The organism is Natronococcus occultus SP4, from assembly GCF_000328685.1.
In the GTDB taxonomy this organism is placed as follows: Archaea; Halobacteriota; Halobacteria; order Halobacteriales; family Natrialbaceae; genus Natronococcus; species Natronococcus occultus.
Window position 1 is genome coordinate 3,913,082 of sequence record NC_019974.1, and the last position, 16,810, is coordinate 3,929,891.

The 16,810-nt window shown below is 67.0% G+C and carries 15 protein-coding genes; 11 read left to right on the forward strand and 4 right to left on the reverse strand.

The genetic code is table 11. The features are described from left to right. The first annotated feature begins 58 nt into the window (after positions 1 to 58). Complete coding sequence (locus NATOC_RS18985) at positions 59 to 634, forward strand: helix-turn-helix transcriptional regulator (protein WP_015323103.1); 576 nt, start codon at positions 59 to 61, stop codon at positions 632 to 634. Positions 635 to 848: 214 nt separating this feature from the next. On the opposite strand, the gene NATOC_RS22070 is transcribed toward NATOC_RS18985, so the two are convergent. Beyond that, positions 849 to 1,130, reverse strand: coding sequence for a hypothetical protein (locus NATOC_RS22070; RefSeq protein WP_049888858.1), 282 nt, complete (start codon positions 1,128 to 1,130; stop codon positions 849 to 851). A gap of 182 nt (positions 1,131 to 1,312) precedes the next feature. Between NATOC_RS22070 and NATOC_RS18995 the strand changes: the two genes are divergently transcribed. Further along, on the forward strand, positions 1,313 to 3,931 hold the full coding sequence (locus NATOC_RS18995) for a heavy metal translocating P-type ATPase (RefSeq protein WP_015323104.1): 2,619 nt from the start codon (positions 1,313 to 1,315) through the stop codon (positions 3,929 to 3,931). A gap of 81 nt (positions 3,932 to 4,012) precedes the next feature. Here the strand turns inward: NATOC_RS18995 and NATOC_RS19000 are convergent, their stop codons facing one another. After that, positions 4,013 to 4,300 carry a DUF5789 family protein gene (locus NATOC_RS19000; RefSeq protein WP_015323105.1) on the reverse strand — a complete coding sequence of 96 codons (288 nt, stop codon included), beginning with the start codon at positions 4,298 to 4,300 and terminating at the stop codon, positions 4,013 to 4,015. Positions 4,301 to 4,449: 149 nt separating this feature from the next. On the opposite strand from NATOC_RS19000, the gene NATOC_RS19005 reads away from it, so the two are divergent. Both NATOC_RS19005 and NATOC_RS22545 read left to right on the forward strand, forming a co-directional pair. Then, positions 4,450 to 5,235 (forward strand): PHP domain-containing protein, encoded by a 786-nt coding sequence (locus tag NATOC_RS19005; RefSeq protein WP_015323106.1) that lies wholly within the window; start codon positions 4,450 to 4,452, stop codon positions 5,233 to 5,235. A 50-nt stretch (positions 5,236 to 5,285) separates the two neighbouring features. After that, on the forward strand, positions 5,286 to 5,450 hold the full coding sequence (locus tag NATOC_RS22545) for a DUF6757 family protein (RefSeq protein ID WP_007141157.1): 165 nt from the start codon (positions 5,286 to 5,288) through the stop codon (positions 5,448 to 5,450). Here the strand turns inward: NATOC_RS22545 and NATOC_RS19010 are convergent, their stop codons facing one another. Beyond that, positions 5,451 to 5,774, reverse strand: a complete 324-nt coding sequence (locus NATOC_RS19010) for a 4Fe-4S dicluster domain-containing protein (protein ID WP_015323107.1) — start codon at positions 5,772 to 5,774, stop codon at positions 5,451 to 5,453. A gap of 91 nt (positions 5,775 to 5,865) precedes the next feature. Continuing rightward, positions 5,866 to 6,654, reverse strand: a complete 789-nt coding sequence (locus NATOC_RS19015) for a TrmB family transcriptional regulator (protein ID WP_015323108.1) — start codon at positions 6,652 to 6,654, stop codon at positions 5,866 to 5,868. 379 nt (positions 6,655 to 7,033) lie between these two features. Here NATOC_RS19015 and NATOC_RS19020 point away from each other — a divergent pair, with 379 nt between their 5' ends. From NATOC_RS19020 to NATOC_RS19050, 7 genes are all read left to right on the forward strand, one after another. After that, positions 7,034 to 8,518, forward strand: coding sequence for a sodium:solute symporter family protein (locus NATOC_RS19020; RefSeq protein ID WP_015323109.1), 1,485 nt, complete (start codon positions 7,034 to 7,036; stop codon positions 8,516 to 8,518). Between the two features lie 94 nt (positions 8,519 to 8,612). Then, positions 8,613 to 10,214 (forward strand): succinic semialdehyde dehydrogenase, encoded by a 1,602-nt coding sequence (locus NATOC_RS19025; protein ID WP_015323110.1) that lies wholly within the window; start codon positions 8,613 to 8,615, stop codon positions 10,212 to 10,214. After that, positions 10,211 to 11,308, forward strand: coding sequence for an SDR family oxidoreductase (locus NATOC_RS19030; RefSeq protein ID WP_015323111.1), 1,098 nt, complete (start codon positions 10,211 to 10,213; stop codon positions 11,306 to 11,308). The genes NATOC_RS19025 and NATOC_RS19030 overlap by 4 nt, the downstream gene beginning before the upstream one ends. Positions 11,309 to 11,357: 49 nt before the next feature. Next, positions 11,358 to 12,383 (forward strand): porphobilinogen synthase, encoded by a 1,026-nt coding sequence (gene hemB / locus NATOC_RS19035; protein WP_015323112.1) that lies wholly within the window; start codon positions 11,358 to 11,360, stop codon positions 12,381 to 12,383. Between the two features lie 461 nt (positions 12,384 to 12,844). Next, positions 12,845 to 14,647, forward strand: coding sequence for an ammonium transporter (locus NATOC_RS19040; protein WP_049888859.1), 1,803 nt, complete (start codon positions 12,845 to 12,847; stop codon positions 14,645 to 14,647). 115 nt (positions 14,648 to 14,762) lie between these two features. Further along, on the forward strand, positions 14,763 to 16,040 hold the full coding sequence (gene hemL, locus NATOC_RS19045) for a glutamate-1-semialdehyde 2,1-aminomutase (protein ID WP_015323114.1): 1,278 nt from the start codon (positions 14,763 to 14,765) through the stop codon (positions 16,038 to 16,040). 82 nt (positions 16,041 to 16,122) lie between these two features. Further along, entirely contained in the window at positions 16,123 to 16,809 is a 687-nt protein-coding gene (locus tag NATOC_RS19050; RefSeq protein ID WP_015323115.1) for a hypothetical protein, read from the forward strand. Position 16,810 lies beyond the last annotated feature (1 nt).

The following is a 16,810-nucleotide window of genomic DNA, read 5'->3' on the forward strand; positions in this document are numbered from 1 at the left end:
CTGCCGGTGCCGTCGGAAGCGGAAACGTATAGGTGAGCGACGCCACACGGACTAAATAGTGGGCCGAACGACACGCGACACCGCCATCGTCGCGCTGGTTGCCGGGATCCTCCTGCTCGGTGTCGGGGCCGCCTGGCAGGCGTATCGACAAGCTCAGGCGCACGGCGAGATGATGGGTCACGCTGCGGTTCACGGGACAAATCCGGGCTGGTATCTGCTCGGCTCGGTTCTCGTTGCGGGGGTCGTCGCTGGCGCGTACTGGATCGTTCGCGAGGAGCGAGGACGGAACCCCAAGCGGCAAACCACACCTCGAGAGGACGGCCCGTCGATCGCGGCTGACGACGAGCGAGACGAATCCTCGACCGACCGAACGGACGAGCCAGCGGCTCGGGCGTCTCCTCACATCCTGACCGTTCTGCCCGAGGACGAACGCCGCGTCCTCGAGCCAGTCGTCGACTCTCCCGGAATTACGCAGATCGCACTCCGGGATCGGTCGGAGTTCTCCAAGAGCAAGGTCAGCCAGACCGTCACCGACCTCGAGAAACGCGGCCTGCTCTACCGCGAGCGACAGGGGCGGACGTACCGCGTCTACCCGAGCGACGAACTGATCGACGACCTGGACGGCGAACGGTGACCGCTCTCCGGCGACACGGGTCGCTTCGGTGCGACGATTGGATCGGCGGGATCGAGACCGCCACACAGAGGCCGAACGAACGGTCTCTCCGATAAGAAACGATTAGATCGGCGCACGAACGATCTCGAACGATCTCCGACGCGGGTTCACACCCAGATCTACAACCGTTACCCGCCCGTTCGATCGACTGAGGAGAAGACTAATGACGATACCCCTACTCCGACTCCTGGCAGCCACGGTCGTGATCGTCGCGTTGCTCGGCGGCGTCGCGGTCGTAAGCGCGGACACGGGTCCGGTCGACGTCCTCGACCGGATGCACAGCGACGGCGAACATCATGCCGAACATGACCACGGCGAACATCACGCCGAACACGATCACGCCGAACACGATCACGGCGAACATGACCACGCTGAACATCACGGCGAACACGATCACGGCGAACATCACGCCGAACACCCCGAGGACAACGGAACGCACCATCAGGTGGGCGGTCACTGCTAACCCCGGTTGCGACGGGGTTCCGTCGTCACGGCCGAAGCGATCAATCCGATCATCGCCAGCCGGTTTCAGTTAGAAGGGTTCTTCGAATTCTAAATTTATATTCGAGTTTCTAAATCCGAATTATTTTGGCTATATGAGACGCAACCCGCTTCAACGTAGAGGACGTACCATCGACCATGAGTACCAGACGAGCGCACCTCGAGATCACCGGGATGTCCTGTGCGACGTGTTCGGGCAGCGTCGAGGACGCGGTCGGTGAGCTCGAGGGGGTCGCGTCGGTGAGCGCGAACTACGCCACCGACGAGGGGACCGTCGAGTACGACCCCGCAGAGACGTCGCTGGCCGCGATCTACGACGCGATCGAGGCGGCGGGGTACGAGGCGGCCTCGGCGACGGAGACGATCACCGTGATGGGGATGTCGTGTTCGACCTGCTCGGGGACCGTCGAGGACGCGGTCACCGAGCTGCCGGGCGTGGTCCGTGCGGACGTGAATTTCGCCTCGGACGAGGCCCGCGTCGAGTACAACCCCGACGACGTCTCGATCGGCGAGATCGGCGACGCAATCGAGGAGTCGGGGTACGACCCCGTCCGCGACGAGCTCGAGGAGACCCAGGGCGCGAGCCAGCGCGAACGCGCCGTCGAGCGGGAGCTGCGGCGCCAGCGCCGACTCGTGATCGGCGGCGGGCTGCTGACGCTGCCGTTCGTCCCGATCATGCTGGCGATGTTCGGCCTCGTCGAACTGCCGGAGGCGGTGTTCGGGATCGGATTGGGTTGGGTCGAGTTCGTCTTCGCGACCGCCCTGATGGCGACGCTCGGCAAGGAGTTCCTCGTCGGCGCCTACCGCGCGTTCGCGAACGACCGCCGGGCGAACATGGACACGCTCGTGGCCGTCGGCACCTCGGCGGGCTACGTCTACAGTACGGCCGTTCTGCTCGGGATCGTTACGGGCGGGTTCTACTTCGAGGCCGTCGCCTTTATCCTGTGGTTCATCACGCTCGGGAACTGGCTCGAGGTTCGCTCGAAGGCCCGCGCGGGCAGCGCGCTGCGGGAACTGCTCGAGATGGAGGCCGACGAGGCGACCATCGTTGTGGACGGCGAAGAGAAGCAGGTCCCCCTCGAGGACGTCGAGCCGGGCGACGTGATGAAGGTTCGACCGGGCGAGAAGATCCCCACCGACGGCGTCGTCCACGAGGGCCAGAGCGCGGTCGACGAGTCGATGCTCACCGGGGAGTCCGTCCCCGTCGAGAAAGGGGAGGGTGACGAAGTCGTCGGCTCGACGATCAACGAGAACGGCGTCCTGCTGGTCGAGGCGACGAAGGTCGGTTCCGAGACGGCGATCCAGCAGATCGTCGAGCGGGTCAAGGAAGCCCAGTCCCGCCAGCCCGAGATCCAGCGGCTCGTCGATCGGGTCAGCGCCTACTTCGTCCCCGCGGTGATCGTCAACGCCGTCGTCTGGGCGGTGCTGTGGTTCCTCTTCCCCGAGACGCTGTACGGCCTCTCGGCGGCGCTCGGCTCGTGGATCCCGCTGCTCGAGCCCGTCGGAGGCGGGCCCGTCGTCGGCGGCGTCCCGGTCTTCGAGTTCTCCGTGGTCGTGCTGGCCTCGGCGCTGCTGATCGCCTGTCCCTGCGCGCTGGGACTGGCGACGCCCGCGGCGACGATGGTCGGCTCGACGCTCTCCGCGAAAAACGGCGTCCTGTTCAAGGGCGGCGACGTCCTCGAGCAGGTCCGGGGGATCGACACGATCGTCTTCGACAAGACGGGGACGCTGACCCACGGCGAGATGACCCTGACCGACGTCGAGCTCGTCGGCGAGCGGGCCGCGACCGACGGAGGCAACGATCCCGCGCCCGACGGCGGCCTGATCATCGAACGCGAGGAGTCGCCCGAGTCACTGCTGCTGGGCGCCGCCGCGACCGCCGAATCCGGCTCCGAACACCCCATCGCGCGGGCGATCGTCGACGGCGCCGCGGACCGCGGCGTCGAGGTCGGCGAAGTCACCGAGTTCGAGAACGTCCCCGGCCACGGGATCCGCGCCGAGACCGATCGCGGCAGCGTCCTGATCGGGCGCCGGAAGCTCCTCGAAGAGGCCGGGATCGACACCGGACCCGCCGAGGAAACCCTGACGCGACTCGAGCGGGAGGGGAAGACCGCGATGCCGGTGGCCGTCGACGGTCGGCTGGTCGGCGTCCTCGCGGTCGCCGACGAGGTTCGCGCGAGCGCGAAGCGGACCGTCGCGGCACTACACGAGCGGGGAACCGAGGTCGTGATGCTCACCGGAGACAACGAGCGCACCGCGAGGGCGGTCGCCGAGCAGGTCGGGATCAACCCCGAGAACGTCCGCGCGGAGGTGCTGCCCGAGGACAAGGCCGACCACGTCGAGGACCTCCAGACGGGGGGTGCGAAGGTGATGATGGTCGGCGACGGCGTCAACGACGCGCCCGCGCTGACGACCGCCCAGGTCGGCGTCGCCATCGGGTCGGGAACCGACGTCGCCATCGAGAGCGCCGACGTCACCCTGATGCGCGACGACCCCGCCGACGTGTTGAAGGCGGTTCGGATCTCAGAAGCGACGATCTCGAAGGTGCGCCAGAACCTGTTCTGGGCGTTCGTCTACAACGCGACGCTGATCCCGGTCGCCTCGCTGGGGCTGCTCAACCCCGCACTCGCGGGGCTAGCGATGGCAGCCTCGAGCGTCAGCGTCATGAGCAACAGTCTCGCGTTCGCGAAGTACGATCCCCACGAGGACTACCGGCTCGCAGTCACGAAACCGCTGTCGTGGCTTCGCGGGCACTGACGGCGAACTCGAGCTGTCGCTGTCGGGATCGGGACGCCAAAAAACACGTTCGGAGCGAGATCGAGCGTTGGTGGAACGGTTCTAGAACGACACCGCGTCCGGGGAGTACGGACTGCCAAGCGGCGTCGGATCGCGGTCGCTGTAGCCGACCCGACCGACGGCCTTGTCGCTCACCGCCGAGTAGACGGCGAACCGGGCGTCCTCCGGATTGTCGAAGGTCTCGGACTCGAGACGCTCGAGTACCTCCTCGACCGTCTCGGTCCCGTTCGGGAGCTCGAGGGTACGGTCGCCGTGTTCTGCGATCAGTTCCTCGGTGGTCGCGGGGTACTCGTAGTCGTCGATGACTTCGCCGGTGCCGTTGAGCAGCATTACACTACCACCCTCGTGAACAATGATTATAAACATTTTCCATAATCGATCTCTAGGAGTGCCGTACACCTTAAACACCTAGAGGGGGGCGACGCCGGTAACGACGGCACAACAGTGGGCTTACGATCCCGGGAGGGCTCGGGTATGGCATGGCCTACGCGGATCTACACGTCCACACGACGCGCTCGGACGGGGCACTCGAACTCGAGGAGATTCCCGCGGCCGCGCGTCGATCGGACGTGGCCGTCGTCGCCCTCACCGACCACGATCGGCTGCAGCCGTTCGACGAGCGCGCGATCGAACGCGACGGCGTAACGATCGTCCACGGGATCGAACTCCGGGTCGAGACCGACACCGGCCAGCGCGTCGACTTGCTGGGGTACGGAATCGAGCCGACGAGCGAACTGGAGGCAACGACCGAACGGATCCAGCGCAACCGGATCGAACGCGGCCGGGCGATCGTCGAGCGGGTCGAGGATCGGCTCGGGATCGACCTCGGCGTCACCGTCGAGGACGGGTTCGGCCGACCACACGTCGCCAGGGCGATCGACGCCCATCCCGACACGAGCTACGACTACGAGGACGCCTTCGAGCAGCTCATCGGCAACGCCGGCCCCTGCTTCGTTCCCCGGGAACTCCCGTCGTTCGAGCGCGGACGGGACGTACTGGCCGAGGCCGGCCGAATCGTCTCGCTGGCTCACCCGTTCCGGTACCCCGATCCCGCGACCGCCCTCGAGCTGACAAGCGAGCTCGACGCCGTCGAGCGCTACTACCCCTACGGCCGCGAGATCGATCCCGGACCGATCGATCGCGCCATCGAGCGACGCGGGCTGTTTGCAACGGGCGGCACCGATGCCCACGAGCGTGAACTCGGCGTCGCCGGGCTCTCGGAAGCCGCGTACCGACAGCTCGGACTCGAGGACGTGCCGAGGTGAAGACGGCCGAGAGCGGAGGGTTCAATGTCTCCTGGCTCGTACGGCCATCCATGAACTGCCACTACTGCGACCGCGAAGCGGCCTTCGCAGCCGAATCCGACGGGCTCAAGGTCGGGCTCTGCGAGGAGCACTTCCGCGAACGGTTGCAGGAACTCGCCGAGGCCGACGGCCTCGAGACGCTCAAGGAGCAGGTCGACGTCGACCGCGCCGAGTAGTCAGGCCGTTCGGCCGGCGTCGACGTCGATCGCGTCGACGGGACAGACGTCGACACAGAGCATACAATCGATACACTGGGCCTCGTTCGCGGGATCTGCTTTCTCCTCGCTTTCGGGGTGGCCCGGCGTGTCGACCCACTCGAAGACGTCGACGGGGCAGTCCTCGAGGCAGGCGCCGTCGGCGATACAGAGGTCGAAGTCGACCGCGACGTGGGTGCCGTGGATGCCGAGCTCTTCGGGCTCGTCGACCGGTCCCCAGACGGCGTGGCCGTTGTGTTCGTCGACCTGGTCCCGGTTCTCGTGAAACTGCGGATCTATGGTCATTGCTAACAGGTAAAAATCTCCGCCAGGACTTAAAAGTATGTCCTGACTTCACGGCCGAAACTCGCGGCACGGAGCGGCGATCGGGAACGGGTCAGTCGTCCCGGTCCCGGATCGCGCGCCGATCGTCGAGCAGTTCGCGGATCCAGACCGCAAGCCCGTGGTCGTGGCCGTACGTCCAGATCGCCGTCTCCTGGACGACGTCGGGGAGCCCGCCCTCCTTGAGCGCGGCCGCGACGACCGCCTCGTGGTCGACCAGCAGGAGCTGTGCGGGCCACTCCGAGTAGACGGCGTGTGTCGTCTCGAGGTCGGGGGCGACGACGACGGTCGCGTCCGGAATCGCCTCCTCGAAGGCGGCCTGGACGTCCTCGGTCGGCACCTCGAGGACGACCTCGACGCCGCGGTCGGTGGCCGATCGCAGCTCCGCGCGGATCGCGTCGTCGACTACCTCGTCGGCCGCGACGAGGTGGTGGATCGACTCCTCGGCGTTCGAGAGGAACGTGACGATCCGATCGCTGACGTGGTCGGTCTCCGAGATCGACCAGACCCCTGCGTCCTCGGTGGAGTCGGGTTTTTCGATCTGCTCGAGGGCGTTCTCGGCGGTGTTGATCCGAGAGTCGTAGTTCTCGCGGATCCGTCGACAGGCCGTCTCGATCTCGATCGCGCGGTACTCCCGGGGGTCGGACTGCTGGATGTCGACGAGTCCCTTCCGATCGAGCCGCTCGATCGTGTCGTACACCCGGGATCGCGGGACGTCCGAGACCTGACTGATCTCCTTTGCCGTCCCCGTCGTGATCTTGGTCAGGGCGACGAAACACCGCGCCTCGTACTCGGTGAGTCCGAGCTCTGACAGCGCGGTGACCGCCTCCTCCGTTTTGGCCATACGTACCCACGAGCGCCGGCGGCCAAAAGTCGGACGCTCTCGCAATCCTCGTCGATTTGGCGCCCCGAGCCCGCTTTCGCGGCCGGGGGCCCGTCGGGAGTCGACCGTTCGGCGAACGGCAACGCAGGTTCGGCCAACGGCAACACGGAGGCGGCAAACGGCGACACAGGGGCGGCTGTCTCCCCCCCGATCTCGGCTCACGGGTCGCGAGGACGCTCGATCGACGACGGCCGTCGAACGGTCCTCGCTAGTGACGACCGTCCTCGTCGAAGGCGCTCGACGAGCGCATAACGGGCCTGTATATGCAGGCCGTTCAGCGAAAGTTCCAATTGATGGAGATGTCGTATGACGCGAAGTGATTTTTTCGCGTGGTACTCGTATGATTGATACGATCACCGATCCGGTCGTCGCGACCATGATCGGCTACTTCGCGCTGACGCTCGTGGTCGGGATCTGGTTCGGACGGGGTGCCGGTGAGGGGTACGTCGAGTTCACCCTGGCCGGTCGGAACCTGAGCCTGCCCGTGTACATGATGACCTACTTCGCGACGTTCGCAGGTGGCGGTCTCACGATGGGGATCGCCCAGGAAGCGTTCATCGAGGGGATCAGCGCCCAGTGGTACGCGATGACCCAGGGGCTGGCCTGGATGACGATGACGCTGTTTATCGGCTTCATTTACTCGTTCGAGGTCGTCAGCGTCCCCGAGCTGCTGGGGCGGGTCTACGGCGAGTACACGAAGTACTTCGCCGCGCTGTTCACCGTCGTCGGCCAGATCGCGTTGACGACGGGACAGACGATCGGGATGGCGTCGGTGCTCGCGGTCACCACCGGACTCGATCTGACGACGGCGTTCTGGGTGAGCGTCGCGGTCTTCGTCGGTCTCACTGCCTACGGCGGGATGAACACGGTCGCGTACACGGACACGCTCCACGGAATCATCATCATCTTCGGGATGGTCGTCGCGATCCCCCTCGCGGTGACCAACGCCGGCGGCGTCGGAACGATCACCGCCGGCGTTCCGGAAGGACACACGAACTGGATCGGCGTCGGGATCGTTCAGATCGGGACGTGGTACCTGATGTACATCACCGTCGCCGGAGCACAACAACAGATGCTCCAGCGCACCTGGTCCGCCCGCAGCAGAAAGGTCGCGATGTTCGGGACCTTCCTCGCCGGGACGGTCATCACCGGCTACGGTATCCTCACCGCCGCGGCCGGCATGATCGCCAACGCGCAGGGCGCCGACATCGAGTCCGAGATGGCGTTCGCCTGGACGATCACGAACATGCTCCCGGACGTCTTCGCCGGTCTGTTACTGGCTGCGGCCGTCTCCTCGGTCATCACCGGCGCGGACTCGTTCCTGCTGGCCGGCTCGACGAGTTTCATCAACGACCTCTACATCCCGTTCCGGGGCGGGCGCGAGAACCTCACCGACGCTCACCTCGTCCTCGTCACGCGGCTGACGATCATCGGCTTCGGCGTCGGCGCCGCGTTGATCGCGCTCAGCGGCATCGAGATCATCGTCATCAACACCCTCGGGATGGGGATTATGTCGGTGCTGTTCGCGGGGCTGGTGATGATGTTGTGGGATCGCACCGTCCGCGAGTCCGGTCTTCCCGCCTTCATCGTCGGCGGGGTCGTCTTCGTCATCTGGGAGTTCGGCCTTGGCTCGCCCGAGCTGTTCGGCGAGGGACAGGTCGAGCCGGCAGTCCCCGCAACGGCCGCGGCGATCATCACTATCGTCGTCGTAAGCCTGCTGTACGACGGAGAGACCTTCAGCAACCAGAAAGTCAGGGATCTGGCGAGTCGGGACATGGACCGGCTCACCGCCGAGGACGTCCGTTCGGCGGAGGACGACGACTGAACGGTCCCTCGAGGCGACGGCCGCGGGTCGAGCCGACCTGCCCCTGCGTTCCGGGAAAGGCGTATCAGCACGGGAGTGGTCGTCAACGCCGTTCATGGAACTGGAGTCCCCGGCGACCGCGCTCGCGGCGTCCCGCCTTTCACAGAATCGACTCGAGATCCTATCGAACCGGATCGAGGCCGACGCCACCGATCGCATCCCCGTCCACGCACCAGCGACTACCGAGCCGATCGGGGACGTCCCCGCCTGTACCGACGACGACGTCGAAACGACCGTCGGTCGCGCTCGACGGGCCCAGACGTTGTGGGCCGAAACGTTGGTCGACGAGCGTGCCACGATCCTCGAGCGGTTCGGCGATCTCGTCCTCGAACACCGCGCGGAGCTGCTGGATCTGCTCCAGCTCGAGACGGGCAAGTCCCGCCGCCACGCCGTCGAGGAGGTACTCGATGTACCACTGACCTGCTCGTACTACGCCGACTGCGGGCCGACAGCGGTTACCGACGAACGCCGGCGCGGGGCGATCCCGCCGGCGACGACCGCCCGCGTCACGAAGAACCCGGTCGGCGTCGTCGGCGTTATCTCCCCGTGGAACTACCCGCTCACGCTCTCGCTCACCGACGTCGTTCCCGCACTGCTCGCCGGGAACACCGTCGTCCTGAAACCCGACGAGAAGACGCCGTTTATCGCGCTCGCGCTCGCCGAGCTGCTCGAGCGAGCCGGCCTTCCCGACGGCGTCCTCGAAATCGTGACGGGAGCAGGGTCCGTCGTCGGTCCGGCACTGATCGACCACGTCGACTACGTGAGCTTCACGGGAAGCACCGAGACCGGTCGGACCGTCGCCGAGCGGGCCGGTCGGAACCTGATCGACTGCTCGCTCGAACTCGGCGGGAAGAACCCGCTGGTCGTGCTCGACGACGCCGACGTCGAGGAGGCCGCCCGCGGTGCGGTCCAGGCCTGTTTCACAAACGCCGGCCAGCTCTGTCTCGCCGCCGAGCGCGTCTACGTCGACGAGTCGGTGTACGACGCGTTCGTCGACGCCTTCGTCGGCGAGACGCGGCGACTCTCGCTGGGTACCGGCCTCGACTTCGAGGACGACGTCGGCTCGCTGATCGACGGCGACCACCTCGAGCAGGTCGAGACCCACGTCGAGGACGCCGTCGAGTCGGGGGCGTCCCTGCTCACCGGCGGTCGCCACCGGCCCGACGTCGGCCCGTTCTGTTACGAGCCGACGATCCTGACCGACGTCGATCCCGACTCGCTGGTCGCTCGCGAGGAGACGTTCGGCCCCGTTGTCTCCGTACGGTCGGTTCCCGGCACCGAGGCGGCGATCGAGGCAGCTAACGACTCCCCGTACGGACTGAACGCGAGCGTCTGGGCCGGTAGCCGAGACCGAGGACGCGAGGTCGCCCGCCAGATCGACTGTGGCACCGTCTGTGTCAACGACGCCTATATCTCGGGCTGGGCGGCGGTCGACGCCCCGATGGGCGGGGTCGGCGACTCCGGACTCGGCCGGCGCCACGGCCCGGAGGGGATCGAGCGCTACCTCGAGGCCCGAACGATCGCGACCTCCCGGGTCGGGCCGCTCGACGCACCGCCGGCCGTGCCGACCTCCTGGTACGCCCGCGGGATGGTCGCGCTGACGCGGCTGCAACGCCGGCTGCCGACCGCCGCGAGCGTCGCGAGGTGGCTCCGATGAGCGGCGACGACGGCGACGGGGAGCCGCCGACCGTCCTCCTCACCGGCTTCCCCGGTTTTCTGGGTGTAGCGCTGGTCGATCGGCTGCTCGAGCGCGGCGACGGGCCGATCGCCTGTCTGGTCCAACCGATGTACCGCGCCCTCGCCGAGCGCCGCGCGGCCGAACTCGCCGGCCCCGACGACGACCGGATCCGACTCTACGAGGGCGATATCACCGAGCCCGGGCTCGGACTCGAGAACTCGCTGGCCGAACTCGAGCCCGTCGAGGAGCTGTACCACCTCGCGGCGATCTACGACCTGGCCGTCGATCCCGAACCCGCCGAGGCGGTCAACGTCCGAGGAACCGAACACGTCCTCGACGTCGCCGAGGAGCTCGCTGTCGACCGGTTCCAGTACGTCAGCACGTGTTACGTCAGCGGTCGATACGACGGCGTCTTCACCGAGGCCCACCTGCGTGAGGGCCAGCCGTTTAACAACCACTACGAACGGACGAAGTACGAGGCCGAAGTCGCAGTCCAGGAGCGACTGGCCGATGGGCTTCCGGCGACGATCTACCGACCGGCGATCACCGTCGGCGACAGCGAGACGGGCGAGACCGAGAAGTACGACGGGCCGTACTATCTGCTCCGGATGCTCCGCTCCCAGCCGTCGTGGCTTTCGGTGACGACCAGCCTCCCCGGCGCGGCCGGGAGCGAACTCAACGTCGTCCCGCGGGATTTCGTCATCGACGCGATCGATCACCTGAGCGCCCGCGAAGACACCACTGGCGAGGTGTACCAGCTCTGTGATCCGGCGCCGCTGTCGGTGCCCGCGTTCGTCGACGCCGTCGCCGACGCGATCGGACACCGCGTCCTCTCGGTGCCCGGCTCGAAATCGGTCACGAGGCGCCTGCTAGATGTCGCCGCGGCGCGAGGGGTGCCCGCCGAGCCCGCGACGCTCGACTATCTGGACCATCCGACGCGGTACGCCTGTCCGAACACCCGGCGCGCGCTCGCCGGAACCGGGATCGAGTGTCCACCGTTCGAGTCCTACGTCGACGTCCTCGTCGAGTTCGTCCGCGAGAATCCCGAGGTCGATGACGAGGCGATGTCCTGACTCCGTCCTCGAGCGCACCGCTTTTTGTCGTTCCCTCGGTAGCACCGGTATGGATCTCACACACCGTCCGCGACGACTCCGCCAGGACCGGGTCCGCGGGCTCGTCAGTGAAACGAGCCTCGAGCCCGCCGACTTCATCGCCCCGGTGTTCGTCGACGCGACGACCGACGAGCGACGACCGATCGAGACGATGCCCGGCCACGAGCGGGTTCCGATCGACGAGGCCGTCGCCCGCGTCGAGGACGTCCTCGAGACCGGCGTCGAGGCCGTCATGCTCTTCGGGATCCCCGAGTCGAAGGATCCGGAGGGGACTCGCGCCTGGGCCGAGGACGGCGTCGTCCAGGAGGCGACCCGGCGAATCACGAGCGAGACCGACGCCTACGTCATCACTGACGTCTGTCTCTGCGAGTACACCGACCACGGCCACTGCGGGCCCCTTGAGGAGGAGCTGCGGGCCGAGGACGGCGTCGCGGAGGGTAGCCCGGCCTGCGAGCCGACGCTGACGGTCGACAACGACGCGACCCTGGAGGCGCTGGATCGGATCGCCGTCTCCCACGCCGAGGCCGGTGCGGACATGATCGCCCCCAGCGGGATGATGGACGGGATGGTCGCAGCGATCCGCGAGGGGCTGGATCGCGAGGGGTTCGAGCACGTTCCGATCATGAGCTACGCGGCGAAGTACGAGAGCGCCTTCTACGGGCCGTTCCGGGACGCGGCCGACGGCGCCCCCGCCTTCGGCAACCGGCGACACTACCAGATGGACCCCGCCAACGCTCGCGAGGCGATGCGGGAGGTCCGGCTAGACGTCGAGCAGGGTGCGGACGTTCTGATGGTCAAACCTGCCCTGCCGTACCTCGACATCGTCAGCGGGCTCCGGCGGGAGTTCGATCACCCGATCGCGGCCTACAACGTCTCCGGGGAGTACGCGATGTTACACGCCGCGAGCGAGAAGGGGTGGCTCGACCTCGAGGACGTCGCCCGGGAGTCGCTGCTCTCGATCAAGCGTGCGGGTGCGGACCTGATCCTCACGTACTTCGCCGAGGACGTCGCGAGGCAGCTCCCCGATCGAAACTGATCGGACGCGTCCTCGGTTCGATCGATGCGAGCGGAGTAGCTCGGAACGGAGAGCTAACGCGCCGACGAGCGGTTTCGGACGAACGTCCAACGACGGACCGACGGCTGTCGCCGCTCGGCAATATCTTCCGCGCGGGCTCCGATCGGCACCGACGGAGAAGAAATTTACCCCAAGCGGCGATAATCTCACGCGACAGCCGCTTACAATCGGCTCGTCGGCGGGCGAGACCGCGTCCGTGACCGGGTTCGAACCCCCTTATACAGGATATATTGCCTTTAAATAGCTACGCTCGTCACGAATATCCACATATAGATGGTCAACCGTCAACGCTAAACCTTATACTATTGACTTCCATCAGCTGTATCCGTGATTCAGAGCACATACACGGAAGAAGGTGGATGGGTGTCGGACAATCGTTTACAGCTCCTGGACGGAGGGTCGACGGCGGAGGTGAGCGACCCGTGATCGAGCCGATCGCGCTCGAGGTCTCGACGGGGGACATCGAACAGCTTGCGACGGGAATGAACCTGATGTGGGCGCTGACGGTCACCTTCCTGATCTTCTTCATGCACGCCGGCTTCGCGATGCTCGAGGCGGGGCAGGTCCGCTCGAAGAACGTCGCGAACCAGCTGACGAAGAACATGCTGACCTGGGCAGTCGGCATCTTCGTCTTCTTCGTTATCGGAATGGGGATCTCGAACAACGTCGGCGCGGCCCTTGGTGGCGGCGACGCCGGCCCGCTGACGATGTTCGGCGAAGGATCGTTCGACTGGGCGATGTGGCTGTTCAGCGCGGTGTTCGCGATGACCGCGGCCACGATCGTCTCCGGGGCCGTCGCCGGCCGCGCGAAGCTCCGGGCGTACGTCACGTACACGTTCCTGCTCGCGGCGGTCATCTACCCGGTGGTCGCGGCGATGGTCTGGTACGCACCGGGCGGAGAGCCGATCCTCGCGAGCTTCGGCTTCTCCGACTTCGCTGGCGGGATGGTCGTCCACGGCGTCGGCGGCGTCGCCGGGCTCACCGCCGCCTGGATCCTCGGCGCCCGGATGGACAAGTACAACGAGGACGGGAGCGTCAACATCATCCCAGGTCACTCGATGACCTTCGCGGTACTGGGAACCCTGATCCTCTGTTTCGGCTGGTTCGGCTTCAACGTCGGGACGGCCGCGACGGTCGTCGACGTCGACGCCGGCGCTGCGGCCGGCGAGGTCGTCGGACTGGCCGACTTCGAGTACGTCGGGAGCGTCGCGATGGTCACCGCGCTCGGGATGGGTCTGGGCGCGATCGGCGCGTCGTCGGTCTCGCTGGCGATAAACGGTAAGGTCGACACGCTGTACGTCGCCAACGGGATGCTCGCCGGACTCGTCGGCGTCACTGGACCGACGGACCTCATCACACCGATGGGCGCGATCGCGATCGGCTTCCTCGCCGGCGCGCAGCTCCCGATCGTCTTCAAACTCGTCGACGAGCGGCTCAATATCGACGACGTCTGTGCGGTGTTCCCGGTCCACGGGTCGGCGGGAATGCTCGGACTGATCGTCTACCCGCTGTGGTCGATCGAGGGAACCGCGATCGGCGGCGGCGTCGTCGCCGGCGGGATTCTGTCGATCGAGGCGAGCGCGTTCGCTCCCCAGATCGTCGGCGTCGCCGTGATCACGGTCTGGACGGTCGTCGCGACCGCCGCGGTCTGGGGCGCGTTCAAGGCGATCGGACAGGCCCGCGTAACCCCCGAGCACGAGCGCGACGGGCTCGACGTTGCCGAACACGGCGTCGACACCTACCCCGAGTTCGGCAAACCCGACATCGCCGCCGACGGCGGACACGCCCTTGACGACGGCGTTCGCACCGACGGCGGTGAGCCGACCGATGCGAGGCGATCCTCGTCCGAGCTGTGCTCCGACGGCGGACGCCCCAACGACGGCGAGATCAAGATGGTCACCGCCATCGTTCGTCCCGACCGCCTCGGCGCAGTCAAGCAGTCACTGGCGGAAGCCGGTGCGCCGTCGCTGACGGTCACGAACGTCTCCGGCCGGGGGTCCCAGCCCGCCAAGAAGGGCCAGTGGCGCGGCGAGGAGTACACCGTCGACCTCCACCAGAAGGTCAAGATCGAGTGCGTCGTCGCCGACATTCCGGCCGAGGCCGTCGTCGACGCGATCTGCGAGGGCGCAAACACCGGCGAACCAGGTGACGGGAAGGTCTTCGTCACCCCCGTCGAGCGCGCCGTCCAGATCCGGACCGGCAAGACCGGCACCGACGCGGTCTGAACCCGGGCAGGTAGCTTTTCTTCGGTCGGATCGAGACGAGGACGCGATCCCGGCGAGCGCGAGCCGGCGAGCGAACCTCGGTACTACTTTGCCGTCCGACCGACAAGGGCCGCTCATGAACGACGACCACTCTCGTGAGCTGTACGATCGGGCGCTGTCGGTACTGCCTGGCGGTGTCAACTCGGCGGTTCGAGCCGCGATCGAGCCATATCCGTTCTTCGTCCGGAAGGGTGACGGCGGCCACATCATCGACGCCGACGGCAACCGCTACGTCGACTGGGTGATGGGGCTCGGCCCCTTGCTGCTGGGCCACGACCTGCCCGAGTCCGTCCGGGCCGGCATCCAGCAGAAGGCCAGCGAGGGACCGATGTACGGCGCCCCGGCCGAGGTCGAGGTCGACCTCGCGGAGTTCGTCGTCCGCCATGTTCCAAGCGTCGAGAAGATCCGCTTTGTCAACTCCGGGACGGAGGCGACGACCTCCGCCGTGCGACTGGCCCGGGGGTACACCGGGCGAAACAAGATCGTTGTCATGCAGGGTGGCTACCACGGTGCCCAGGAGTCGACGCTGGTCGAGGGCGACCACGAGAACCCGAAACCGTCCTCGGCGGGGATCCCCAGCTCGTTCGCCGAGCACACCCTCCCGGTGCCGTTCAACGACGAGGACGCCGTCCGCGAGGTCTTCGAGGAACACGGCGACGATATCGCGGCCGTTCTCACCGAGCCGATCCTGGGCAACCACGGGATCGTCCACCCCGAGGACGGCTACCACGAGTTCCTCCGGGAGATCACCGACGACCACGGCGCCCTGTTGATCTTCGACGAGGTGATCACCGGGTTCCGAGTGGGTGGTCTGGGCTGTGCCCAGAGCGAGTTCGGGATCACGCCGGATCTGACGACGTTCGGCAAGATCGTCGGCGGCGGCTTTCCCGTCGGCGCGATCGGCGGCCGCGCGGAGATCGTCGAGCAGTTCGCGCCCTCGGGGCCGGTGTTCCAGGCCGGCACGTTCTCGGGCCACCCAGTCACAATGGCGGCCGGCCTCGAGACCCTGCAGTTCGCCGCCGAGAACGACGTCTACGACCACGTCAACGAACTCGGTGATCGGCTCCGGAGCGGTCTCGAGGACGTCGTCGCCGACCAGGCGCCGAGCTACACCGTCGCCGGGACCGACAGCATGTTCAAGGTCATCTTCACCCGAGAGGGAACGGGGGTACCGGCGAACGCCGCCGACGTGAAAAACGCCGAAACCGACCGCTGGCGGCGAATCTTCTGGGGCCAGATGCGGGATCGGGACGTGTTCCTCTCGCAGAACCAGTTCGAGTGCCAGTTCGTCAGCTACGCCCACACCGACGAGGACGTCGAGGCGACCCTCGAAGCGTACAAGGAGGCACTGTAGGCGCGGCGCCGATGGCCGTCCCCGAACGCGACCGTGATCCGTCGACGGCCCGACCGACTGGCAGTCGATTTCACGACGCCGGATGAACGTCGACCTCCCCGTAAGCGCCGACGCGCTCGACTGGGCCCGCGTCGTCGAGCGGCTGCTCTATCTGTTCCCGCCGGTGGTCGGCGTCGGCGTCGTCGGCGTGCTCCGGGAGGCCGACCTCGGGGTCCCGCTACTCCAGCGGGGGCTGGTCCTGTTCGGCACGTTCGGCTACACGGTTCTGACCCTCGGACTGGCGGGAGCGATCCTCCTGGACGCCCGTCGAGTCCGTCGGCAGCCACGAGCGAGCGGCGAGTGGCGGCCCAGCCCGTGGCTCAACGCGGGCTTCGCGCTGCTGTGGGCGCCGCTGGCGGGCGTCGTCTACCTCTTCCGGCGCCACCGTCGATTCGGAACGCCCCCCGGGTGGGGCGGCTGGTGGCTCGTCGTCGCGGTCTCGCTCGCGGCGACCGTGATCGGCCTCGTCGCGGCGACGATCGCCGTCGTCCTCGCGTTTCCGGGATCGCTGCGGACGGTGATCGGCGTCACCGGAGCGATCGCGTTCGGTACGTTCCCGATCGCGATCCACCAGGACGCGGCCTACGTCTGTACCCGAAGCGACGCCTGGCGACCGAACCCGGGGCTCTATCTGGGGCTTGCCTTTCTGAGCCTCTCGATCGCACCGCTGCAGCCGCTACTGGCGGGGTACTACCTCCTGCGTCGGCGCGAAACGCTCGGAACGCCGTAGC